Below are 20,341 nucleotides of genomic sequence, written 5' to 3' on the forward strand. Positions count from 1 at the left end.
GCCGGCGGCCGGCGGAACGCCTAGGCGGAGCGCGCCGGCGTCGCCCCGCCTGGGCTGGCGGGCGCCGTCCGGGGGTTCAGCCTCACCATGGTCCAGTTGAGGAACGCGGCGAACGACACCCACGCCAAATAGGGGGCGAGCAACAGCGCGGCGTCGGTCGAGAAGCGCCCGACGCCGATGATCAGCGCCACGATCGACGCCCACAGGGCGACGACGTCGACGAGCGCCCAGTCGGGCCGCCGCAGCCGGAAGAACAGCAGCGACCAGGCCACGTTGAACGCGGTGTTCACCAGGAAGAGCCCGATTAGCAGCGCCCGTTCGGCGCCGGACGGCGCATCGCGCCAGGCCAGCACGCCGGCGGCCACAATGCAGATGAAGATCGCCGTCCAGGCCGGTCCGAACAGCCAGTCCGGCGGACGCCAGGAGGGAAACCGCAGGTTCTGGTACCAGGACGAGACGTCGGTGAGCCAGCCGCCCAGGCCCGCGACGACGAGCAACCCACAGCGGCGAGCGGGCCACCCGCAGCATGTCCATCGGGCTGTCGAACGCCGCGTCGCCGAGCTGCTCGAAGCCGACGCGGTAGATCGCCTCGCTGTCGCGCATGAAGCGCTCATAGCCCTCGACGTCGCCGGGCGAGAAGCGCGCCACCTCCCGGCGCATGGCCTCGGCGTCGCCGCTATAGGTGAACTCCGAGCCGTCCTGGAACCGGATGCGGTAGAACGGGTCCATCGGCACGAGGGCGACGTCGTCGGCGAGCCTGCGGCCGCACAGCGCCCAGAGCTCCTCCAGCAGGAACGGCGCCGTGATGATGGTGGGCCCGGCGTCGAAGACGAAACCGTCCTGGCGATGCACCCGGGCCCGCCCGCCGGGGACGTCCAACTGCTCCAGCACGGTGACCCGGTAGCCCCTGGCGCCGAGCCGCACCGCCGCCGCGAGGCCGCCGAAGCCGCTGCCGATCACCACCGCATGCGGCTGGCGGGCGAAGGAGCGCGGCGGCGCCTCATGCTGCATGGTCGTCGTCCAGGGTCGGCGGAGCCGCGCCCGCCGCGCGCTCCAGGATGAGGGCGGCGACCTGGGCCGGGTCCTCCTCATGGGCCAGATGGCCGAGCCCGCGCAGCACCTTCACGGTCGAATCCGCCAGCCGGTCGCGCACCTGGAACGAGACGTCCGGCAGCACGGCCTGGTCGTTGCCGCCCACCAGCAGCAGCGTCGGGGTGGCGAGCCGCCCGAGATCCCGCTCGAACGACTCCAGGTCCCAGTTCGCCATCATGCCGAGCGCGCCGGCGACATGCCCGGGCGTGCGGAACAGGCGGCCATAGAGCTCGAGCCCGCGCTCGTCGATCGTCGAGCCGGTGTTGCGCAGCAGGCGCTCGACCTGGCCGCGGTCGGCCGCCCAGGAGAACAGCCGCGGCGCGAGCGGGTTGAGGAACAGCACCTTCGCCATCGGCGGGAAGAGCTGCCCGGCGATCCCCCCGAAGGGCAGCAGCGCGCCGTTGAGCCCGACCAGGAGCTGGGGCGCGATCGACCCGTCCAGCGTCATCCGGATCTCGATGGCCGCCCCGGCCGAGTGGCCGACCGCCACCTGGGGCGCCAGCTTCAGCTCCGCCAAGAGGTCGGCGACCGCGCGCGCCATCCCGGTCAGGGAGGGGCGGCCGCGCGGAAACGGGCTGGTGAAGCCATGGCCCGGCAGATCCGGCGCCACCACGGTGAACCGCTCAGCGAGGAGGGGCGCGAGGCCGCGCCAGGAATGCGTCGCCGCGCCCGTGCCGTGCAGCAGCAGCAGCGGCGGGCCCTCGCCCATCACCTGGACATGCCAGCGCAGGCCGCCGGCCCGCACGAAGCGGCTCGCCTCGCGGTTCGGCCAGTCGCGTCCGTCCCTCTCCCAATCGGGTCTGTCGGGGTCGATGGCCACGGCGTACCCCATCAGTTTGGCGGGGCGGCCGCACGGACGGCGCGCGACAGTGTCGCGGCGTCGGCGTGGGGCAGGGGGAGATACCGCGCCGCCATGGCGTCGGCCAGGGCGCGGGCCTCCCTTTGCGGCTGCGGGGACGTGTCGATTAGCAGCGCCGACAGCCGCGCCGCCCGCAGCCGGAGCGCGGCGTCGAGCGCGTCGGCGGCGGCCCGCGGCCGGCCCCCGGTCCCGTCGCGGGCCACATTGGCGCGTCCGTCGGTCAGCATCACGACGATCGGCGAGCGCCCCTTGCGGCGAGCCGCGTCCGCGACCGCCGCGGCGGCGTCGATGCCGGCGGCCAGCGGCGTGCCGCCCCCGCCCGGAAGGCCGGCCAGGCCTCGCCGCGCCCGCGCCAGCGAGCGCGTCGCCGGCAGCACGATGTCGGCGTCCCGGCCCCGGAAGGCGACGAGCGCGACCTCGTCGCGGCGGGCGTAGCAGTCGCCCAGCAAAAGCTCGATGGCCCCCTTCGCCTCGCCCAGGCGATGCAGCGCCTGGGATCCCGACGCGTCCACCGCGAACACGATGAGGCTGGCCGATTTCGCCTCCGTCCTGACCACCCTGAGGTCGTCGCGGCGGATCAGCACGCGCGGCGCCGACGCGGCGCGTTCCGCCGGCAGCGCCTCGCGCCGCAGCCTCTGCCAGCCCAGCGCCGCCCGCACGGTGGCGATCAGGTCGAGACGGTCGCCGCCCTGCGGCGCGCCCGGCCGCGATCCCGCCGGGCGGCCCCGCCCGCGCATCGTCACCGGGGCGCCGGCCCGGCCGGCCTGCGCGTCCCGGCGCAGCATGGCGCCGCCGAGTTCGGCCAGCAGCCGATCCGGCAGGCGCGCCTTGGCGGCGGCGACCAGCCGATCCGCCTGCGCCTGCGCTTCGGGCGCGCCGTCGTCGGGCGCGCCTGAGCCCGGGTCGGCGGCCGCCGCTTCGTCGGTTTCGGGCGTTTCGGCGGTTTCAGGCGCCTCCGGGGCGGCCTCCGGCTCGCCCGTGGGGTCATCGGGCGTCGCCGGCCAGCGCGTGGCGCGGGGCGCGAGCACGAGCCGGATGGCGGCGGCCAGATCGGGCTCCTCCACGGCCTCGCCTCCCCGCAGCGCGGCGCACCCCCGGGCGGCCGCGACGGCCAGCAGGGTCGCCCGCATCGACGCGACGCCGAGGGCCTCGGCGGCGGCGCACAGCGTCTCGGCCGCCGCGGTCCCGATCGCCACCCCGCAAAGCCGCGCCCTTGCGTCGGCGACGTCGTCCCGGCTCCAGCCCATGTCGACGCCGCCGGCCTCGTCGAGCGCCAGCACGACGCCCAGCCTCTCGCGCAGCGCCTCGGGCGCGGCTTCGTCCGGCCCGACGCCCTCGTCGAAGGCCAGCAGGACGACCGGCGCCTGAGCGCCGCCTTCCAGCTCCAGCGCCGCGCCGAGGCGGGCGGCGCGGCCGCCGGCCAGCCGCTCGGCCATCGCCAGCGCCAGGACGCCGCCGGCCGCGGCGGAGAGCAGCCCGGCCTGCGCGACGGGGCGACCGGCCGCCAGCGTGGCGGCGACGTCGAGGCCGCCGAACAGGCGGTCGTCGGAGGCCGATCCCGGGACGCGCACGAAGGGGGCTCCCTCGGGTAGGAGCCCGCGCAGCCCCGCGACCCAGGCGTCGCGATGCGGCCCGTGGCCGGCGCGCAGCACCGCGCCGCCGATCCCCCGCGGATCGACCGCGATCAGGGCCGCCGCCAGCGCCGCATCCGCGGCTTGCGCGTCCCCGGCGGGGGCCATGGCGGCCGGGTCCTCGGGGGGAATGGCTGTCATGGCGGGCCCAGGACCTCGAGGACCGCCTGCTCGACCCGCACGGCGGACCGGGCGTCGTCCAGGGGGTTGCGGCGCAGGCGGTGGGCCAGCGCCAGCGGGGCCACGCGCCGCAGATGCGCGTCCGTGACCCGCGCCTCCCCGTCGAGGCTCGCCAGGGCCCGGGCCGCCCGGATCAGCGTCAGCTCGCCGCGCAGCCCGTCCGTGCCGACGCGCAGGCAGAGCCGCGCCGCCTGCTCCAGGGCGGCGAGCGGCGTCTCGACCGCTCCGAGCGCCGCGCGGGCGCGCACCACCCGCCGGCGGACCGCGGCGTCGCGCCGGCTCCAGGCCTGCGCGAAGCCGTGCGGATCGCGGTCGAAGGCGTCGCGGCGGCGCACCACCTCGACGCGCTCGGCCAGCGCGGTCGGGGTGCGGACCTCCACGGCGAGGCCGAAGCGGTCGAGGAGCTGGGGCCGAAGGTCCCCCTCCTCCGGATTGCCGCTGCCCACGAGCACGAACCGCGCCGGATGCCGGACGCTCAGGCCCTCGCGCTCGACGAGGTTCTCGCCGGACGCCGCGACGTCGATCAGGAGGTCGACCAGATGGTCGTCCAGCAGGTTGACCTCGTCCACATACAGGAAGCCGCGATTGGCCCGCGCCAGCAGGCCGGGCTGGAACACCTTCTCGCCGAAGCTCAGCGCCCGCTCCAGGTCGAGCGCGCCGACGATGCGGTCCTCCGTGGCGCCGAGCGGCAGCTCGACGACCGGAACGGGCGCCCGGCCCGCCTTGCGCGACGCCGCCGGCCGGCCGGCGCAATGCGGGCAGGAGGAGGCCGCGTCGGCCGGTCCGCACCCATAGGGGCAGCCCCGCATGACGCGCCGCTCGGGCAGCAGCGCCGCCAGGGAGCGGATGGCGGTGGACTTCCCGGTGCCTCGGTCGCCCAGCGCCAGGACGCCGCCGATCGTCGGGTCGACCGCCGCGGCCAGCAGAGCGAGCTTCATGTCGTCCTGCCCGACCAGCGCCGAGAACGGATAGGCGGGGCGTCGGGCGGCCGAGCCGGCCGGCGGCGCCAGGGGGGACGATCGCGCCGCCTTGGCCCGGGCCGGCCGGTCCTCCCCGGCGCGCCCGGCCAGCGCAGGCCCGGCGGATTCGGCGAGGCCGGGATCGTCGGCGCCGGCGCCGTCGAGGCGGTCGAGGTGAGCCCACTCCATCACGTCAGCGCCCCCATGGTGCGATGTGCCCGCCGCCGCGCCGCATCGGTCACGCCCTCCGCCTGGCGTCGTCCTGAAGGCGTTGCGGCAGTCGGAACTGGACCGTCTCCTCGACGCCGGGCAGCGCCTGGACGACGACGGGCCGCCAGGCCCTCAGCGCCTCGATGGCGTCGCGCACCAGGGTCTCGGGAGCGGACGCGCCGGCGGTGAGGCCGACCCGGTCGACGCCGTCGAGCCATTCGGGCCGGATGCGGCCGCCGGACTCGACGAGATGCGCCGGGACCCCGATGGAGAGGCCCATCTCGCGCAGCCTGTTGGAGTTGGAGCTGTTGGCCGAGCCCAGGACCAGGACGAGGTCGACCTGCCCGGCCATGTCGAGCACGGCCTTCTGGCGGTTCTGGGTGGCGTAGCAGATGTCGCGGGTGTCGGGGCCGACGATCGCCGGGAAGCGGGCCTTCAGCGCCGCGATCACGTCGCGCGTGTCGAACACGCTCAGCGTCGTCTGGGTGATATAGGCGAGCCTGGACGGGTCCCGCGCCTCGAGCGCCCGCGCCTGCTCGGCCGAGGACACGACCCGCAGCCCGCCGCCGACCTGCCCCTTGGTGCCCTCCACCTCGGCGTGGCCCTCATGGCCGATCAGGATCACCTCGAACCCGGCCTCGACATAGCGCCGCCCCTCGCGGTGCACGCGCTGCACCAGCGGGCAGGTGGCGTCCAGCACGTCCATGCCGCGGGCCTGCGCGGCGCGCTCGACCTCGGGCGAGACCCCATGGGCGGAGAAGACCACCAGCGCGCCCTCGGGCGCCTGGTCCAGCTCGTCCACGAACACCGCGCCGCGGCTGCGCAGCGCCTCCACGACATGGTGGTTGTGGACGATCTCGTGCCGCACATAGACGGGCGGGCCGTAGAGCCGCAACGCCTGTTCGACGATGTCGACCGCCCTCACGACTCCCGCGCAGAAGCCGCGCGGCGTGGCCAGGACAACCGTGAGAGGGCGGGGGTCGCTCATGCGGTTGACAATAGAAGTTTACGTCCAAAGTGTCATGCACAATTTACACTCTGGACGGGCCCGCCCGCCTGTGGCCAGATAGGCCGGGCTCGGGCGGCGGCGCGGCCGCCGTCCCGCCGCCGGAGATGATGCGATGCAGGCCGCAGCGCCGGCGCCGGGCGCCGTGCTCGAACTCCTGAAGCCGATCACCTGGTTCCCGCCCATGTGGGCGTTCGGCTGCGGCGTGGTCTCGTCGGGCGTTCCCCTGCGGGAGCACTGGCCCGTCGCGCTCGCCGGCGTGCTGCTCGCCGGACCGCTCGTTTGCGCCACCAGCCAGGCCGTGAACGACTGGTACGACCGCGAGGTCGACGCCATCAACGAGCCTCACCGGCCAATCCCGTCAGGCCGCATCCCGGGCGCCTGGGGCCTCGGCATCGCGGTCGCCTGGACGGTCCTGTCGCTCGCGGTGGCGGCGACGCTCGGGCGCTGGGTGTTCATCGCCGCCCTGGCCGGCCTGGCGCTGGCCTGGGCCTACAGCGCCCCGCCCTTTCGGCTGAAGCAGAACGGCTGGCTCGGGGCCGCCGCCTGCGGGCTTTGCTACGAGGGGCTCGCCTGGGTGACGGGCGCGGCCGCCATGCTGGGCGGGACGCTGCCGCCCGCGCCGTCGCTCGCTCTGGCCGCGCTCTACAGCGCCGGCGCGCATGGGATCATGACGCTGAACGACTTCAAGTCCGTGAAGGGCGACAGCCTCATGGGCGTCCGCTCGCTTCCGGTGACGCTGGGGCCGCGCCGCGCCGCCGAGGCGGCGTGCCTGGCGATGGCGGCGCCGCAGGTCGTCGTCATCGCCCTTCTGGCGTCCTGGGAGCATCCCGTCGCCGCCGCGGTCGTGGCGGCCCTGCTGCTGCTGCAATTCGTCCTGATGGCGCGCTTCCTGCGCGATCCGACCCGCCATGCGGTCTGGTACAGCGGCTTCGGCGTGCCGCTCTTCGTCCTGGGCATGCTGGCCTCCGCGCTCGCGGTGAGCCCTGCGGGCGTGGCCTAGCCCCCGGGGCCGACGCGATCGCCGGTCCCGGAGCATCATTCATCCGGCGACGGTCAGGCGCGCGCCTCGACCGGTCGGCCGCCCTGGACTCGCGACGTGTTGGTGCGGTCCGCCACGCGGTCGATGATGAACATGCCGACGGACGCGCCGCCGACGATCCAAAGAAACAGCACGAATCCCATGTAATCCATCATGTTCGGCTCTCCATTCGGGTGATGGCGACCAACGGCTCCGCGCAGCGGTTGTTCCCCGGCCGCCGGCGGCGCGATGATGACCAGCCCTCTCCGCCGGCCGAAAGACCGTGACCGGGGTCTCGCCGAGCGCCAGCGTCTCGATCGCCGCCCCGTCCCTGGCGGCCTCGAGCCGCCGCACGGACGTGCGGCGAGGAGGCGTCGGCGGCTCGCGATGACCCCGTCGGGGCCGGTTCAGTCCTGGGGGGCGGCGGCCTTGCGGGCGCGCACGGCGTCGGTCAGCCCGTCATGGCCGCCCAGCGGGCGCGGGGGAGCGTCGTCCCACCAGTCCTCGCGGTAGTCCTTGCGGTCCGGGTTCACCGGGTAGAGCACCTTGTTCTCGGGCCGGGGCGTATCGCCGACCACCATCAGGCGGACCTCCCGGTCCGTGTTGTTGAGGAAGCTGTGGGAGAGCCCCGTCCCGGCCGGGAAGCCGACGCCGTCGCCGGGCCGCAGCCGGTGGAGAACGCCGTCCAGCCACACGTCCGGCTCGCCTTCGAGCACATAGACGAACTCGTCCTCCGCGCTCTCGGCGTGCGGGAACGAGGTGCGCCGGCCCGGCGGCAGCCGCTGGTGGTGGACGCCCAGCCGCTTCAGCCCGAAATGCCGGCCGAAGGGCGCGCCGACGCCCATCAGCTCGTCGTCGCCTTCGTAGCGTGAATCGTCGGGTCCCTCGATCTCGCTCCAGTGCACGATGCAGGACGGGCGGTCGGTCGGCGCCATGGGCGAACTCCATCGGGGCCTGCCCCCGGACGAGCCGAGCCTAGTCCAGTCGATTTCCCGGCGCCAATCGCGCCGACGGCCGCGGCATCGCAGGCATCTCGCGAAAGGGGGTTGTGGGTTGTGCGCCCCGGCGCAATCATCCCGCCGGACGCAGCCGGGGCCCCCGGTCCGACCGTCCGGCGGCCGCGGCCGCTCCGCCCCATCCCCCGTTGACCTGCACGGTGTGACATGACGACGACCAGGACGCTTCTCGCCGCCGCCGCCCTCGGACTGGCGCTCGGCCTCGCGGCGACCGGCCCCTCCCAGGCCGGACGCGACCAGTTCGTGGTGGACCTCGTGAACGAGCCGTCCTCGCTGGACCCGCAGGTGCAGTGGAACCCCGACAGCTACTACGTCTACCGCAACATCTTCGACAATCTGGTCACCCGCGACGACAAGGGCGCGCTCGCGCCGGAGATCGCCAAGTCGTGGAAGCAGGTCTCCGACACCGAGATGGAGTTCACGCTGCGCGACGACGTCACGTTCCACGACGGCCAGAAGCTGACCGCCGAGGACGTCGTCTTCAGCGTCAGGCGCATCATCGATCCCAAATTCGGCAGCCCGCAGCTCGGCCAGTTCAACAAGATTGTCGACGCGGCCGCGACCGGCCCCAACACCGTCAAGCTGGTCACGGACGGCGCCTACCCGGCCCTGCTGGCCCAGCTGGTGAAGCTCTCCATCGTGCCCAAGCACGTGGTCGAGGCCGTCGGCAAGGACGCCTTCAACCTGAAGCCGGTCGGCAGCGGCCCCTATGTCTTCCAGGAGTGGAAGCGCGGCGTCGCCGTCACCCTCAAGCGCAACGACGCCTATTGGGGCCGCAAGGGGCCGTTCCCGACCGCCGTGTTCCGGGCCGTGCCGGACGCCTCCACCCGGGTGGCGAACCTGCAGGCCGGCAGCAGCGATCTCGGCGTCAGCCTCGACAGCGACCTCGCCGCGCAGCTGAAGAACTCCCCCAAGGCCAAGCCGCTCTCGGTCCTGACCGAGCGCGTCGCCTATCTGCGGCTGAACCCCTCCAAGCCGCCCTTCGACAAGGCCGACATCCGCCGCGCCGTCGCCATGGCGATCGACAAGCAGGGCCTCGTGGACGGCATCCTCGGCGGCTACGACAAGCCGGTGCCCGAGATGCTGACGCCGACCCATTTCGGCTGGGTGGAGGCGATCGAGGCGCCCGCCTACGATCCCAAGACCGCCAAGCAGATCGTCGAGTCGGCCGGCGCCGCCGCCAAGCAGGAGATCGAGCTCTCCACCGCGCCGGTCTTCGACCAGCGCATCGTCCAGGCCGTGCAGCAGATGCTCGCCGAGGTCGGCCTGAACGTGAAGATCAACATGTCCGACATGGCGTCCTACCTGAAGCGGGCGCAGAGCGGGCCGGAGAACACGCCGGCGCTCAGCTACGGGCGCTGGTCCTGCGCCTGCCAGGACGCCGACGGCGTGCTGTTTCCGCTGATCCACCACTCGAGCGGCTGGTCGGCCTACCGCAACCCGGTCGCCGACAAGCTGCTGGAGGCGGCGCGCGCCACCCTCAACCAGGACAACCGGATGGCGGCCTACAAGCAGGTGCACGAGATCGTCGCCAAGGACGCGCCGCTGATCCCGCTCTACCAGTCCGCCATCATCTATGGCGGCGCCAAGGCGCTGGTCTGGCAGCCGACCCCGAACGAGAGCATGTTCCTCAACCGCATGGACTGGAAAGACTGAGCCGGGCCGGCCGATGGCCGCCTTCCTGGCCCGGCGGTTCGCCCAGGCCCTGCTGACGATCTTCGGCGTCGCCACGCTGATCTTCTTCCTGCAGCGCCTGACGGGCGACCCGACCTACCTGCTCGTGCCCGAGACCGCGACGCCGGCCGACATCGACGCGATGCGGCGCACGCTGGGCTTCGACCGTCCGCTGGTCGTCCAGTACGTCGCCTTCCTGGCCGACCTGGCGCGCTTCGACCTCGGCCGCTCCGTCATCCAGAACGTGCCGGTGACCGCCATCATCGCGTCGCGGGTGCCCTACACGCTGGCGCTCGCGGCGGGCGCCTTCCTGGTGGCCTGCGGCGTCGGCATCCCGGTCGGCGTGGCGCTGGCGCTCTGGCGCGACAGCCTCGCCGCGCGGGCGCTGGCCGGGCTGGTGCTGGCGGCGCAGAGCATGCCCACCTTCTGGAGCGGCATCCTGCTGATCCTGGTCTTCGCCGTGACGCTGGGCTGGCTGCCGCCCTCCTCGACGGGCGGCTTCTCGCACATCGTCATGCCGTCGATCGCGTTGGGCCTGCTCAGCATGGCGACCTTCGCGCGCATCACCCGCACCTCGCTGCTGGACGAGCTCTCGCGCGACTATGTCCGCACCGCCCGGGCCCGCGGGGTCGGCAAGGGCCGGCTGCTCGCCCGCCATCTCGCCCGCAACGCCGCCATCCCGGTCATCACCGTCGCGGCGCTGGAGATCTCCAACCTGCTCGCCGGCGCCGTCATCGTGGAGACCGTGTTCGCCTGGCCCGGCCTCGGGCAGGTCACCGTGCAGTCGATCCTGGCGCGCGACTTCCTGGTCGTGCAGGGCGTGGTGCTGTTGGGCGCCGTCGTGACGGTCGCCCTCAACCTCGCGGCCGACCTGCTCTACAGCGCCGTCGATCCGCGCATCCGGCTGGAAGGCGGCCGCGCATGACGCAAGCCGCCCTGCCCGCCCGCCGCCGCGTCCGCCGGGCGATCCGCCCCGCCGCCTGGGCGCCCGTGGCGCTGATCGCCGCCTTCGTGATCGCCGCCCTGGCCGCGCCCTGGCTGGCGCCCTACGAGCCGAACCAGCAGAACCTGCTCGCCCGCCTGAAGCCGCCGGGCTTCGCCTCGCGCGGGGTCACCTACTGGCTGGGCAGCGACGAGCTCGGGCGCGATCTGCTGAGCCGCCTCGTCCATGGCTCGCGCGTCTCGCTGGTGGTGGCCTTCTCCTCCGTCATCCTGTCCGGCGTGGTCGGGACCACGCTCGGCATGGCGGCCGGCTACCTGCGCGGCCCGGTCGAGACCGCGGTGATGCGCATCGTCGACGTGTTCCTGTCGGTGCCGGCCATCCTGCTCGCCATCATCACGGTCGCGGTGCTGGGCCCGGGGCTCGCCAACGTCATCCTGGTGCTGGCGCTGACGCGCTGGCCCCGCTACGCCCGCGTCGCCTACGGGCAGACGCTCGGCGTGGCGACCGCCCCCTATGTGCGTCTCGCCGCCTTCATGGGCGCCGGAGCGCCGCGCATCCTGCTGCGCCACGTGCTGCCCAACATCATCGGCGCGATGACCGTGGTGGCGACGCTGGAGTTCGGCCTGATGGTGCTGTTCGAGGCCGGCCTCAGCTTCCTGGGGCTCGGCGTCCAGCCGCCCACCGCGAGCTGGGGCGCGATGCTCAGCACGGGCCGCAACTACCTCGCCAACGCCTGGTGGATCGCCACCTTCCCCGGCCTCTGCCTCTTCCTGCTCGTGCTGGCCGTCAACCTGATCGGCGACGACCTGCGCGACCGCTTCGATCCCCGCTCGACCCCATGAGGACGCCATGACCGCCTTTCCTGACCTCGCCGGCAAGCGCGCCGTGGTGACCGGCTCCGGCGGCGTGATCGGCCGCTGGATCGCCGAGAGCCTCCGAGAAGCCGGATGCGCGCTGTGCCTCACCGACGCAAGCCAGCAGGACCTCGACGCCCAGGCGGCCGCGCTCGGCCTCTCGGGCGACAGCTTCGTCGCTCCGGCGGACCTCACGGACGAGGCCTCGATCGAGGCGCTCGTCGCCGAGGTTGGGCGGCGCTGGGGCGCGGCCGACATCCTGGTCAACAACGCCGGGATCTATCCTTCGGGCTTCCTGCTCGACATCTCGACGGCCGAGTTCGACCGCATCTTCGGCGTCAATCTGCGCGCGCCCTTCATCCTCACCAAGGGCGTCGCCACCCAGATGGTGCGCAAGGGCGTGAAGGGGTCGATCATCAACATCTCCTCCGGCGCGTCGCGGAAGATGCGCCGCACCGTGGTTCCCTACTGCACGTCCAAGACCGCGCTGGACCGCCTGACCAAGGGCTTCGCGGTGGAGCTGGCCGAGTTCGGCATCCGCGCCAACGCGCTCGAGCCGGGCTTTGCGGCCGGCAGCACGGTCAGCGAACTCACCGAGGAGCACATCCGCAACACGGTCGCCCAGATCCCGCTGGGGCGGCCGTCGTCGCGGGCCGACGTCGCCAACGCGCTGCTCTATCTGGCCAGCGACGCCTCCGGCTATGTCACCGGCTCGACCCTGACGGTCGACGGCGGCAACTCGATCGGCTCGCTCGCCGTCCACCAGGCCAAGAAGCATCCGCTGTGAGGCGCCCATGACCGCACCTTCCGCACCAGCGCCCGGCGGCGCCTATGAGTGGCCCGCCGGCAAGCGCAGCGCCTTCTGCTTCACGGTCGACGTGGACGCCGAATCTCCCTTCCTGTGGAGCCTCAAGGACGCGCCGCCCCCGCGCCTCCTGGGCCAGATGGAGCAGCGCCTGTTCGGCCCGCGCGTCGGGATCTGGCGCATCCTCGACCTCCTGGACCGCTACGGGATCAAGGGCTCGTTCTATGTCCCCGGCGTCGTCGCCGAGAACCACCCGGAGCTGCTGCCGGCCTTCGTCGAGCGCGGCCACGAGGTGGGGCTGCACGGCTATTTCCACGAGCTCGCCACCCAGGCGTCGGACGCCGAGTTCGACGGCGCGCTCGACGCCGCCCTGGCGCTGTTCGCCCGGCAGGGCGTGACGCCGGTCGGCTTCCGCTCTCCGGCCTGGGAGATGACGCCCCATATGCTGGCCGAAGTCCGCCGCCGCGGGCTCTATGACAGCTCGCTGATGGGCTACGACCATCCCTACACGATCGATGGCGTCGTCGAGGCGCCGGTCCAGTGGGTCCTGGACGACGCGGTCTATTTCAAGTTCGTCGGCGGCGGGGCCGACCACTGGCCGCCCGCCGCGCCGGGGCCGATCCTCGACGGCTGGATCGACGAGTTCGAGACCCTCCATCGCTACGGCGCGATGACGATGCTGACCGTTCATGACTGGATCTCCGGCCGGGCGCACCGCATCCGCATGCTGGAGCGCCTGCTGGACCGCGTCGTCGCCGACCCTGCGGTCTGGGTCGCCACAGTCGCCGAGGTCGCCGCCCACCACGCCGCCTCGCCCAACGCCGCCCGCTTTTCGGTCCCGGCCCGGACCCCGGAGGCGATCGCCTCCCGCCGCCATGGAGGAGCCTGAGATGCAGACTTTCACCTTGCGCAAGGCGCAGGTCCGCTCGCGCCACGGCGTCGTCGCCGCCCAGAACCGCATCGCGGCCGAAGCCGGGGCCGCCGTGCTGGCGCGCGGCGGCAACGCCGTCGACGCCGCCGTCACGACGGCGCTGACGCTCTCGGTGGTGGAGCCCTGGCTGTCGGGAATCGGCGGCGGCGGCTTCCTGCTGCGCGCCGACGGGGCGACCGGCGAGGTCGAGACGCTGGACTTCAACGTCGTCTCGGCGCGGCGGCTGGACCCGGCCGACTATCCGCTCAGCCGCTCGGGCGAGGGCAACTGGTTCGCCTGGCCGGCCGTGGAGGGCGACCGCAACGTCTCCGGCTACACGTCGATGGCGGTTCCCGGCGCGGTGGCGGGCCTCTCCGAGGCGCTGGCCCGCCATGGCTCGATCTCCTGGGAGGACGCGCTGGCGCCCGCCATCGAGCACGCCGAGCGCGGGCTGGAGATCGACTGGTTCGCGGCGCTGACCTTCGCCGTCGAGGCGGCGGGCCTCGCCCGGCATCCCTCCACCGCGGCGCTGTTCCTGGAGGACGGCCGGGCGCCCCGGCCGGGCGAGGCCGGCGCGACCAACCGCAAGCCCATGCCGCGCAAGGCCGCCACCCTGCGCCGCCTGGCCAAGGCCGGCCCGCGCGACTTCTACGAGGGCGAGATCGCCCGCATGGTCGCGGCCGACCTCGCCGAGGGCGGCTCCAAGATCGACCTCGCCGACCTGGCGGCGTTCCGCCCCGAATGGCGCGCCCCCTTGCGGGGGACCTATCGGGGCGTCGAGGTCAACGCGATCGCCGGGCTGAGCGGCGGCCCCAGCTATCTCCAGGCCTGCGCCGAACTGGAGCCGCAGGACGTCGCCCCCGTCCGCGATCCCGCCGCCGCGGCGCTCGCCTATGCGACGGCCATCCGCAACGCCTATGAGCGGCGCCTCACCGAGATGGGGCACGCGGCGAACCCGCAGGCCGGCTGCACCACCCATCTCAGCGTCGTCGACGCGTCCGGGACCATGGTGTCGCTCACCAACACGCTGCTGTCGCGCTTCGGCTCGCGAGTGGTCCTGCCCAACGCCGGCTTCCTGATGAACAACGGCGTGATGTGGTTCGACCCGCGGCCCGGCCAGCCCAACGCCATCGCGCCCGGGGCCAAGCCGCTGGCGAACATGTGCCCGCTGATCCTGCGGCGGGACGGCAGGCCCTGGTTCGCGCTCGGCGCCGCCGGGGGCCGCACCATCTTCCCGACCCTGCTGCAGCTGATGTCCTATGTGGTGGACGGGGGCCTGTCGCTGGAGGACGCCTTCCACGCGCCCCGGCTCGACGCCAGCACGCCCACCATCCGGGTGAACGCCAAGGCGGGCCCCGACGTCGCGGCCCGGGTGGGCGGCGCGTTCCCGGTCGAGGTGGTCGAGGACACGGTCTTCCCGACCAACTTCGCCGTTCCGTCGGCCGTGATGCGGACCCCCGAGGGCGAGAATATCGGCATGGCGCATCCCACCAGCCCGTGGGCGGCCGTGGCGGTCGGAGGGCCGGCTTGACCGCTGCGCTGTCCCCGGACGCCGCCGTCCCGGCGCCCCTGCTCGCCATCGAGGATCTCGGGATCGAGATCGGCGGCGTCGCCGTGGTGGACGGCGTCACCCTGCGGCTGCGGGCCGGGCGGGTCCTGGCCCTGGTGGGCGAGAGCGGATCGGGCAAGAGCCTGACGGCGCTGGCCGTGCTGGGCCTGCTGCCCGGCGTCGCCCGCCGCACCAGCGGGCGCATCCTGCTGGAGGGGCGGGACCTCACCGCCATGGCCGAGGACGGCCTCGCCCGGGTGCGGGGCGACCTCGCCTCGGTGGTGTTCCAGGAGCCGGTGGCGTCCCTCAACCCGCTGCTGCGCGTCGGCGACCAGGTCGCCGAGGCGCTGCGGCTGCATCGCGGCCTCTCCGGCCGGCAGGCCTGGGCCGAGGCGGTCGCCATGCTGGGCACGGTCGGCATCCCGGACGCGGCGCGCCGGGCCGAGGCCTATCCGTTCGAGCTGTCCGGGGGCATGTGCCAGCGCGTCATGATCGCGGCCGCGCTGGTCTGCCGCCCGCGCCTGCTGATCGCCGACGAGCCCACCACCGCCCTGGACGTCACCATCCAGGCCCAGATCCTCGCCCTGATGCAGCGCCTGCGCGCCGAGGCCGGGACCACCATCCTGCTGATCACCCACGACATGGGCGTGGTCGCCGACATGGCCGACGACGTCGCCGTCATGTATGGCGGCCGCATCGTCGAGAGCGGCCCGGTGGAGGAGCTCTTCGCCGACCCCGCCCATCCCTATACGCGGCTGCTCCTGGCCACGATCCCGCGGCTGGACGGCGCCCGGAAGGAGGCCCTGCGCACCATCGAGGGCGTGGTGCCGAGCCCGGAGGACTGGCCGGACGGCTGCCGCTTCCGCTCGCGCTGCCCGCTCGCCGCGCCGCAATGCGCGCAGGTCCCGCCGCTCGCCCCGGTCCGCGACGGCGGCGAGCGCCGCGCCGCCTGCTGGCGCGTCGGCGAAGCGGGGAGCCTGGCGTGACGGAGCCCCTGCTCAGCGTGCGCGACCTGCGCGTCCATTTCCCGCTGCGCGGCAAGGCCGGGCTGGTGCGCGCCGTCGACGGCGTGTCCTTCGAGGTCCCGGCCGGACGCACCGTGGCGCTCGTCGGCGAGAGCGGCTGCGGCAAGTCGACCACCGCCTACGCCATCCTGGGCCTGGAGCCGATCACCTCCGGCGCGGTCCGCTTCGACGGCCGCGACATCGGCGGGCGCCGCGACCGCGCCGCCCGGCGGGCGCTGGCCGGCGACATGCAGATCGTCTTCCAGGATCCCTCGGCGGCGCTGGACCCCAAGATGTCGATCGAGGACAGCGTCGCCGAGCCCCTGGCCATCCGGGGCTGGAGCCGGGCCGACCGCCGCAGGCGCGTCGCCGAGGCGCTGGACCTCGTCGGCCTGCCGGCCTCCTACGCGCCGCGCACCCCGAACGCGCTGTCGGGCGGCCAGCGCCAGCGCGTCGTCATCGCCCGCGCCCTGGCGCTCTCGCCGCGGCTGCTGGTTCTGGACGAGCCGGTCTCGGCGCTGGACGTCTCGATCCGGTCGCAGATCCTCAATCTGCTGATGAGCCTGCAGGCGGAGCTCGGCCTCGCCTACCTGTTCATCTCGCACGACCTCTCGGTGGTGCGGCACATCGCGGACGACGTCCTGGTGATGTATCTGGGGACCATCGCCGAGCGGGGCGCGACCGACGCCGTCTTCGGCGCCCCGGCGCATCCCTACACGGAGGCGCTGCTCTCGGCCATTCCGCTGCCAGACCCCGTGGAGCAGCGCCGCCGGCCCAAGATCGTGTTGCGCGGCGACCTGCCGAGCCCGCTGGCCGCGCCGGCGGGCTGTCCCTTCGTGACCCGGTGCCCGCTGGCGCAGGCCCGCTGCGGCGAGGTCAGGCCCGTGCTGGCGCCGGCGGCCGGCGGGACCGAGGCGGCGTGCCTCGTGCGCGTCCCGGCGGCCGATCCGGCGGCGCAGGCCTGCGCCTAGACCCCGCCGGCTTCGGCCAGGGCGGGGGCGGCCCGCATGTCGCGGGGCGTCTTGAAATCCCGGGCCGCCCCGCGCGCCTGCTGCAGCCCTTTCGGGAAGCCGCTGCGGTTCCGGTAGCGGTCCGGCGAGGAGGGCGCCGCGCGGGCGTGGCGCGCCGCGCTGGCCTTCGCGGCCGCGATGTCGAGGATCGTCACCCCGACCACCATGGCGAGCGCGAGGCCGACATTGTCCCGCTTGGGGTTGCCGGGCCTCATCGCCGCGAACAGGGTGGCGATGTCGAGGCCGTCTCCGGCGACGCGGGAGGCCAGCCCGACATTCTTCTCCGTCGACAGCGTCATCATCCCGGCCATGATCTCGCGCAGGCCGTAGACCCGCACCAGCGTCTCGGAGCCCTCCATGCCGAGCGCCCGCGTCAGCCGGCGCGGCGCGATCAGTTCGGCCGCCCCGAGGGCGATGCTGAACCAGCCGAGGCCTCGGGCGAGCCGGTCGGCCACGCCCAGCGAGCTCGGGCCGGACTTGACGATCTTGGGATCCCCCGCCGAGCGGGTCAGGTTGGAAAGGTGGAACATCGCGTCCTCGCCGGCTCAGGGTTTCAGAACGACCTTGACGCAGCCGTCCTGCTTGTCGCGGAAGACCTTGTACATTTCGGGCCCCTCTTCGAGGCTGGCCGTATGGGTGATCACGAAGGACGGGTCGATTTGGCCCTCCTCGATCCGCCGGAGCAGGTCGTCGGTCCAGCGGTTGACGTGGGTCTGGCCCATCCGGAAGGTCAGGCCCTTGTTCATGGCCTGGCCCATCGGGATCTTGTCGACGAGGCCGCTATAGACGCCCGGGATCGAGATCACGCCCGCCGGGCGGCAGACATAGATCATCTCCCGCAGCACGTGCGGCCGGTCGTTCTCCATCATCATCAGTTGCTTGGCGCGGTCATAGACCGTGTCGGGCTGCGAGAACGAGACGTGGCTCTCCATGCCGATCGCGTCGATGCACTTCTCCGGCCCCTTGCCGTCGGTGAGGTCGTTGAGGCGGCCGACCACGCTCTCCTTCATGAAGTCGATCGTCACGGCCCCGCCGGCCTCCGCCATGCCGAGCCGCTCGGGGAGGCAGTCGATCGCCACGACCTGCTTGGCGCCGAGCAGGATGGCGCTGCGGATGGCCATCTGGCCCACCGGCCCGCAACCCCAGATCGCGACCGTGTCGGTCGGCTGGATGTCGCACTGGACGGCGGCCTGCCAGCCGGTCGGGAAGATGTCGCCGAGGAACAGCACCTGCTCGTCCGACAGGCTGTCCGGGACCTTGATGTGCGTCTTGTCGGCGAAGGGGACGCGCAGGTATTCGGCCTGCCCGCCCGGATAGCCGCCGGTGAGATGCGTGTAGCCGAACAGCCCAGCCGTCGCGTGGCCGAACACTTTGTCGGCGAGGTGCTTCTTGCGGTTGCTCCGCTCGCAGACGGAGAAGTTGCCGCGCCTGCACTGGTCGCATTCGCCGCAGAAGATCGTGAAGGGGACGACGATGCGGTCGCCCTTCTTGAGGGCCCCGTTGACGCCGGACCCGACCTCCACCACCTCGCCCATCATCTCGTGGCCCATGACGTCGCCGGGCATCATGGCGGGGATGAAGTTGTGGAAGAGATGCAGGTCGGAGCCGCAGATGGCGCAGCTCGTCACCCGGATGATCGCGTCACGCGGATCCTCGATCTCGGGATCCGTGACCGAGTCGCAGCGGATGTCTTCCTTCCCGTGCCAAACCAGCGCTTTCATCGCGTTCTCCTGTCGGAATCTTCGTATCGCGGGGCCGGCGTCGCCCAGGAAGCCAGCGGCATGAGAGAGAGACCGCGCGGCCGATGCGCGGTCGCTTGGCCGCGACGGCGGAGCGTCGGTGGGAGTAATATTCGCCGCGCGGGAGTGTTCCTGCGTCGGCCACGAAAGATCGGCAGCGAACCGCCGGGGGCCGGGCGCGTTGCAAGCGGACCCGGCGCCCGCCGCCGGCGAGGGCGAACCAGGAGAGCCGAGCATGACCCAGCGCAGGGGCGAGGACGATCCGGCCGGCCAGCCGGGCGTGACGAAAGCGGCCCAGGCCGCGCCCGATCCGGCCCAGGCCCCGGCCGAAGCCGCGGATGACGCGGCCGAAAAGGACATCGCCGAGATGTTCGGCTTCGCCGACCGCGACGGCTCGGAGAGCTGGCCGCGCGAGCAGGACCCGCCGGATGGCGAGACCGCCGGCGCGCCGCTGCCCCAGGGCGAGGGCTGACCCCGAAACGAAAGCGGCCGCTCCCAGGAGCGGCCGCCGCGTTCACGGTGAGGGGGAGTTCAGCGCTGGTCGATGATGCGCACGACCTGGCGGCTGCGGGGCTCCACCACCACGATCTTGTCGTCCGGGGAGAGGAAATAGCCCAGCCGCTGCAGCCGCTGCGACCCGATCCCGTTCATCGGCTGCAGCTCGACGTCCTCCGGCACGATGCTGCCGACCCGGACGGAGCCGCGCTGGATCTCCACCGGGGCGAGCCGCTCCTCGATGATGCGGCGGCGGATGACCGTCTCCTGCTCGGGCGCGAACTCGTAAGGTTCGTCGATCGAGCCGGTCTGGTCCTCGATGATGGTCGTGGTCTGGGCCCGGACGCCCGGCGCCGCAAGCAGGCCCGCCGCGGCGACGCCGAAGAGGGCCGCCCGCATTGCGATCCGTAATGTCATGGTGTCGCTCCTTCCATTCAGGCTGGAGCAACGCCCCGCCTCAGGCGGGGTTCCGCGACGCGGCGGCGGCGGCGTCGGCCGCCGCCCCTAGTGGGCGAACAGCACCGGCAAGGCGGCGTTGGACAGGATGTGGCTCGTCGCGCCGCCGAAGATCATCTGCCGCAGCCGGCTCTGGGTGTAGGCGCCCTTGATCAGCAGGTCCGCCCCATAGGCGGAGGCGTGGTCCAGGATGGCCTCGCCGATGGTCCGGCCGGTCGGCGTCACCGTGACGGCGTCCGCCTCGACGCCGTTCTGGCGCAGGTGCCGGACGAGGTCCTCCCCGGACGGCCCCGGGGTGTTGCCGCCCTCCACGGTCAGCACCCGGATGCGGCGCGACTGGGCCAGGATCGGCATGGCGAGGGCGACCGCGCGCGCCGTCTCGGTGCTGCGGTTCCAGGCGATCACCACGGTGTCGCCGATGGGCGTCCCCTCGGGCGGCGCGATCGGCGGCGCCATCAGGACGGGCCGCCCGCTTTCGAACAGCACCGCCTCCAGCAGCGACAGGCGCGGGCCGGACGAGCCCGAGCCCGGCCGCCCCACCACCGTGACGTCGAACACCCGGGCGTGCGCCGCCACGGCGCTGTCGCCCATCAGGGCGCCCTCGCGCAGCGTCCAGCTCGGCCCCTCCGGGGCCCGCTCCCGGCGCTGCACGCCATGGCGCTCCATGAAGCGCTCGAACGTCATGAGCGCCTCGCGCGAGCTGTCCGCGGTGCCGTTCTGGGCCGGCGGCCACAGCGGCACCATCTCGCCCACGATGTAGTTGTCGATGAGCGGCAGGGTCGCGACGGCCTCCACGCAACTGCCGAAATGGCGCGCGAAGACCAGGGCGGTCTGCAGCACGGATGAGGCGTTCTCGTGCTCCTCGACCGGCACCAGCACCGATTTCATGACCATTTCGCGCCTCCCCGATGTGCGCTTCCCCCTGGTC

The 20,341-nt window shown here is 73.3% G+C and carries 21 protein-coding genes and 1 pseudogene; 10 read left to right on the top strand and 12 right to left on the bottom strand.

The features are described 5' to 3' along the window. Positions 1 to 20 precede the first annotated feature (20 nt). The 6 genes and pseudogenes from ACYVO7_RS10005 to ispH all read right to left on the bottom strand — a co-directional run bounded on the left by ACYVO7_RS10005 (position 21) and on the right by ispH (position 5,919). The gene (locus ACYVO7_RS10005) at positions 21 to 497 is read right to left on the bottom strand and encodes a TspO/MBR family protein (RefSeq protein WP_460449689.1); all 477 of its coding nucleotides are present in this window, start codon (positions 495 to 497) and stop codon (positions 21 to 23) included. Beyond that, positions 484 to 1,011: pseudogene (locus ACYVO7_RS10010) on the bottom strand (FAD-dependent oxidoreductase); the annotation flags it as partial. The gene ACYVO7_RS10005 and the pseudogene ACYVO7_RS10010, both read right to left, overlap by 14 nt. Beyond that, positions 1,001 to 1,906 carry an alpha/beta fold hydrolase BchO gene (gene bchO, locus ACYVO7_RS10015; RefSeq protein ID WP_460449965.1) on the bottom strand — a complete coding sequence of 302 codons (906 nt, stop codon included), beginning with the start codon at positions 1,904 to 1,906 and terminating at the stop codon, positions 1,001 to 1,003. The pseudogene ACYVO7_RS10010 and the gene bchO, both read right to left, overlap by 11 nt. A 17-nt stretch (positions 1,907 to 1,923) precedes the next feature. Continuing rightward, positions 1,924 to 3,723 carry a magnesium chelatase subunit D gene (locus ACYVO7_RS10020; RefSeq protein ID WP_460449690.1) on the bottom strand — a complete coding sequence of 600 codons (1,800 nt, stop codon included), beginning with the start codon at positions 3,721 to 3,723 and terminating at the stop codon, positions 1,924 to 1,926. Next, positions 3,720 to 4,700: a magnesium chelatase ATPase subunit I gene (gene bchI, locus ACYVO7_RS10025; protein ID WP_460449966.1), complete on the bottom strand. Its 981-nt coding sequence runs from the start codon at positions 4,698 to 4,700 to the stop codon at positions 3,720 to 3,722. Before bchI ends, ACYVO7_RS10020 begins: the two co-directional genes overlap by 4 nt. Positions 4,701 to 4,959: 259 nt before the next feature. Then, the gene (ispH, locus tag ACYVO7_RS10030; protein ID WP_460449691.1) at positions 4,960 to 5,919 is read right to left on the bottom strand and encodes a 4-hydroxy-3-methylbut-2-enyl diphosphate reductase; all 960 of its coding nucleotides are present in this window, start codon (positions 5,917 to 5,919) and stop codon (positions 4,960 to 4,962) included. Between the two features lie 133 nt (positions 5,920 to 6,052). Here ispH and chlG point away from each other — a divergent pair, with 133 nt between their 5' ends. Next, positions 6,053 to 6,940, top strand: coding sequence for a chlorophyll synthase ChlG (chlG, locus tag ACYVO7_RS10035; protein WP_460449692.1), 888 nt, complete (start codon positions 6,053 to 6,055; stop codon positions 6,938 to 6,940). A gap of 53 nt (positions 6,941 to 6,993) precedes the next feature. On the opposite strand, the gene ACYVO7_RS10040 is transcribed toward chlG, so the two are convergent. Continuing rightward, positions 6,994 to 7,134 carry a hypothetical protein gene (locus ACYVO7_RS10040; RefSeq protein ID WP_460449693.1) on the bottom strand — a complete coding sequence of 47 codons (141 nt, stop codon included), beginning with the start codon at positions 7,132 to 7,134 and terminating at the stop codon, positions 6,994 to 6,996. Between the two features lie 231 nt (positions 7,135 to 7,365). Continuing rightward, positions 7,366 to 7,893, bottom strand: coding sequence for a cupin domain-containing protein (locus tag ACYVO7_RS10045; RefSeq protein WP_460449694.1), 528 nt, complete (start codon positions 7,891 to 7,893; stop codon positions 7,366 to 7,368). 228 nt (positions 7,894 to 8,121) lie between these two features. On the opposite strand from ACYVO7_RS10045, the gene ACYVO7_RS10050 reads away from it, so the two are divergent. From ACYVO7_RS10050 to ACYVO7_RS10085, 8 genes are read left to right on the top strand one after another with little or no spacing between them, the layout of a single operon-like run. After that, on the top strand, positions 8,122 to 9,630 hold the full coding sequence (locus ACYVO7_RS10050) for an ABC transporter substrate-binding protein (protein ID WP_460449695.1): 1,509 nt from the start codon (positions 8,122 to 8,124) through the stop codon (positions 9,628 to 9,630). 13 nt (positions 9,631 to 9,643) lie between these two features. After that, complete coding sequence (locus ACYVO7_RS10055; RefSeq protein ID WP_460449696.1) at positions 9,644 to 10,573, top strand: ABC transporter permease; 930 nt, start codon at positions 9,644 to 9,646, stop codon at positions 10,571 to 10,573. After that, a complete protein-coding gene (locus ACYVO7_RS10060) occupies positions 10,570 to 11,433 on the top strand; it encodes an ABC transporter permease (protein ID WP_460449697.1) in 864 nt (287 codons plus the stop codon). The genes ACYVO7_RS10055 and ACYVO7_RS10060 overlap by 4 nt, the downstream gene beginning before the upstream one ends. Before the next feature lie 7 nt (positions 11,434 to 11,440). Continuing rightward, positions 11,441 to 12,232 carry an SDR family NAD(P)-dependent oxidoreductase gene (locus ACYVO7_RS10065; RefSeq protein WP_460449698.1) on the top strand — a complete coding sequence of 264 codons (792 nt, stop codon included), beginning with the start codon at positions 11,441 to 11,443 and terminating at the stop codon, positions 12,230 to 12,232. Positions 12,233 to 12,239: 7 nt separating this feature from the next. Continuing rightward, the gene (locus tag ACYVO7_RS10070) at positions 12,240 to 13,139 is read left to right on the top strand and encodes a polysaccharide deacetylase family protein (RefSeq protein ID WP_460449699.1); all 900 of its coding nucleotides are present in this window, start codon (positions 12,240 to 12,242) and stop codon (positions 13,137 to 13,139) included. A gap of 1 nt (position 13,140) precedes the next feature. Next, on the top strand, positions 13,141 to 14,691 hold the full coding sequence (locus ACYVO7_RS10075) for a gamma-glutamyltransferase family protein (protein WP_460449700.1): 1,551 nt from the start codon (positions 13,141 to 13,143) through the stop codon (positions 14,689 to 14,691). After that, positions 14,688 to 15,695, top strand: a complete 1,008-nt coding sequence (locus tag ACYVO7_RS10080; RefSeq protein WP_460449701.1) for an ABC transporter ATP-binding protein — start codon at positions 14,688 to 14,690, stop codon at positions 15,693 to 15,695. Before ACYVO7_RS10075 ends, ACYVO7_RS10080 begins: the two co-directional genes overlap by 4 nt. Beyond that, entirely contained in the window at positions 15,692 to 16,684 is a 993-nt protein-coding gene (locus tag ACYVO7_RS10085) for an ABC transporter ATP-binding protein (protein ID WP_460449702.1), read from the top strand. The genes ACYVO7_RS10080 and ACYVO7_RS10085 overlap by 4 nt, the downstream gene beginning before the upstream one ends. Here the strand turns inward: ACYVO7_RS10085 and ACYVO7_RS10090 are convergent. Then, positions 16,681 to 17,253, bottom strand: coding sequence for a hypothetical protein (locus ACYVO7_RS10090; RefSeq protein ID WP_460449703.1), 573 nt, complete (start codon positions 17,251 to 17,253; stop codon positions 16,681 to 16,683). The two genes, ACYVO7_RS10085 and ACYVO7_RS10090, sit on opposite strands and share 4 nt — an antisense overlap. A 15-nt stretch (positions 17,254 to 17,268) precedes the next feature. Next, positions 17,269 to 18,444: a zinc-dependent alcohol dehydrogenase gene (locus ACYVO7_RS10095; RefSeq protein WP_460449704.1), complete on the bottom strand. Its 1,176-nt coding sequence runs from the start codon at positions 18,442 to 18,444 to the stop codon at positions 17,269 to 17,271. Positions 18,445 to 18,697: 253 nt separating this feature from the next. Between ACYVO7_RS10095 and ACYVO7_RS10100 the strand changes: the two genes are divergently transcribed. Further along, a complete protein-coding gene (locus ACYVO7_RS10100; RefSeq protein WP_460449705.1) occupies positions 18,698 to 18,934 on the top strand; it encodes a hypothetical protein in 237 nt (78 codons plus the stop codon). A gap of 59 nt (positions 18,935 to 18,993) precedes the next feature. On the opposite strand, the gene ACYVO7_RS10105 is transcribed toward ACYVO7_RS10100, so the two are convergent. Continuing rightward, positions 18,994 to 19,374: a DUF1236 domain-containing protein gene (locus ACYVO7_RS10105; RefSeq protein WP_460449706.1), complete on the bottom strand. Its 381-nt coding sequence runs from the start codon at positions 19,372 to 19,374 to the stop codon at positions 18,994 to 18,996. Positions 19,375 to 19,461: 87 nt separating this feature from the next. Continuing rightward, the gene (locus ACYVO7_RS10110) at positions 19,462 to 20,307 is read right to left on the bottom strand and encodes a universal stress protein (RefSeq protein WP_460449707.1); all 846 of its coding nucleotides are present in this window, start codon (positions 20,305 to 20,307) and stop codon (positions 19,462 to 19,464) included. Positions 20,308 to 20,341 lie beyond the last annotated feature (34 nt).

This window comes from Alsobacter sp. SYSU BS001988 (assembly GCF_054796215.1).

Excerpts from the sequence above, each read along its gene's own strand:
- ACYVO7_RS10020 (WP_460449690.1), bottom strand. The coding sequence starts at position 3,723 with ATGACAGCCATTCCCCCCGAGGACCCGGCCGCCATGGCCCCCGCCGGG.
- bchI (WP_460449966.1), bottom strand. The coding sequence starts at position 4,700 with ATGAAGCTCGCTCTGCTGGCCGCGGCGGTCGACCCGACGATCGGCGGC.
- ispH (WP_460449691.1), bottom strand. The coding sequence starts at position 5,919 with ATGAGCGACCCCCGCCCTCTCACGGTTGTCCTGGCCACGCCGCGCGGC.
- chlG (WP_460449692.1), top strand. The coding sequence starts at position 6,053 with ATGCAGGCCGCAGCGCCGGCGCCGGGCGCCGTGCTCGAACTCCTGAAG.
- ACYVO7_RS10040 (WP_460449693.1), bottom strand. The coding sequence starts at position 7,134 with ATGATGGATTACATGGGATTCGTGCTGTTTCTTTGGATCGTCGGCGGC.
- ACYVO7_RS10045 (WP_460449694.1), bottom strand. The coding sequence starts at position 7,893 with ATGGCGCCGACCGACCGCCCGTCCTGCATCGTGCACTGGAGCGAGATC.
- ACYVO7_RS10050 (WP_460449695.1), top strand. The coding sequence starts at position 8,122 with ATGACGACGACCAGGACGCTTCTCGCCGCCGCCGCCCTCGGACTGGCG.
- ACYVO7_RS10055 (WP_460449696.1), top strand. The coding sequence starts at position 9,644 with ATGGCCGCCTTCCTGGCCCGGCGGTTCGCCCAGGCCCTGCTGACGATC.
- ACYVO7_RS10060 (WP_460449697.1), top strand. The coding sequence starts at position 10,570 with ATGACGCAAGCCGCCCTGCCCGCCCGCCGCCGCGTCCGCCGGGCGATC.
- ACYVO7_RS10065 (WP_460449698.1), top strand. The coding sequence starts at position 11,441 with ATGACCGCCTTTCCTGACCTCGCCGGCAAGCGCGCCGTGGTGACCGGC.
- ACYVO7_RS10070 (WP_460449699.1), top strand. The coding sequence starts at position 12,240 with ATGACCGCACCTTCCGCACCAGCGCCCGGCGGCGCCTATGAGTGGCCC.
- ACYVO7_RS10075 (WP_460449700.1), top strand. The coding sequence starts at position 13,141 with ATGCAGACTTTCACCTTGCGCAAGGCGCAGGTCCGCTCGCGCCACGGC.
- ACYVO7_RS10090 (WP_460449703.1), bottom strand. The coding sequence starts at position 17,253 with ATGTTCCACCTTTCCAACCTGACCCGCTCGGCGGGGGATCCCAAGATC.
- ACYVO7_RS10095 (WP_460449704.1), bottom strand. The coding sequence starts at position 18,444 with ATGAAAGCGCTGGTTTGGCACGGGAAGGAAGACATCCGCTGCGACTCG.
- ACYVO7_RS10100 (WP_460449705.1), top strand. The coding sequence starts at position 18,698 with ATGACCCAGCGCAGGGGCGAGGACGATCCGGCCGGCCAGCCGGGCGTG.
- ACYVO7_RS10105 (WP_460449706.1), bottom strand. The coding sequence starts at position 19,374 with ATGACATTACGGATCGCAATGCGGGCGGCCCTCTTCGGCGTCGCCGCG.
- ACYVO7_RS10110 (WP_460449707.1), bottom strand. The coding sequence starts at position 20,307 with ATGGTCATGAAATCGGTGCTGGTGCCGGTCGAGGAGCACGAGAACGCC.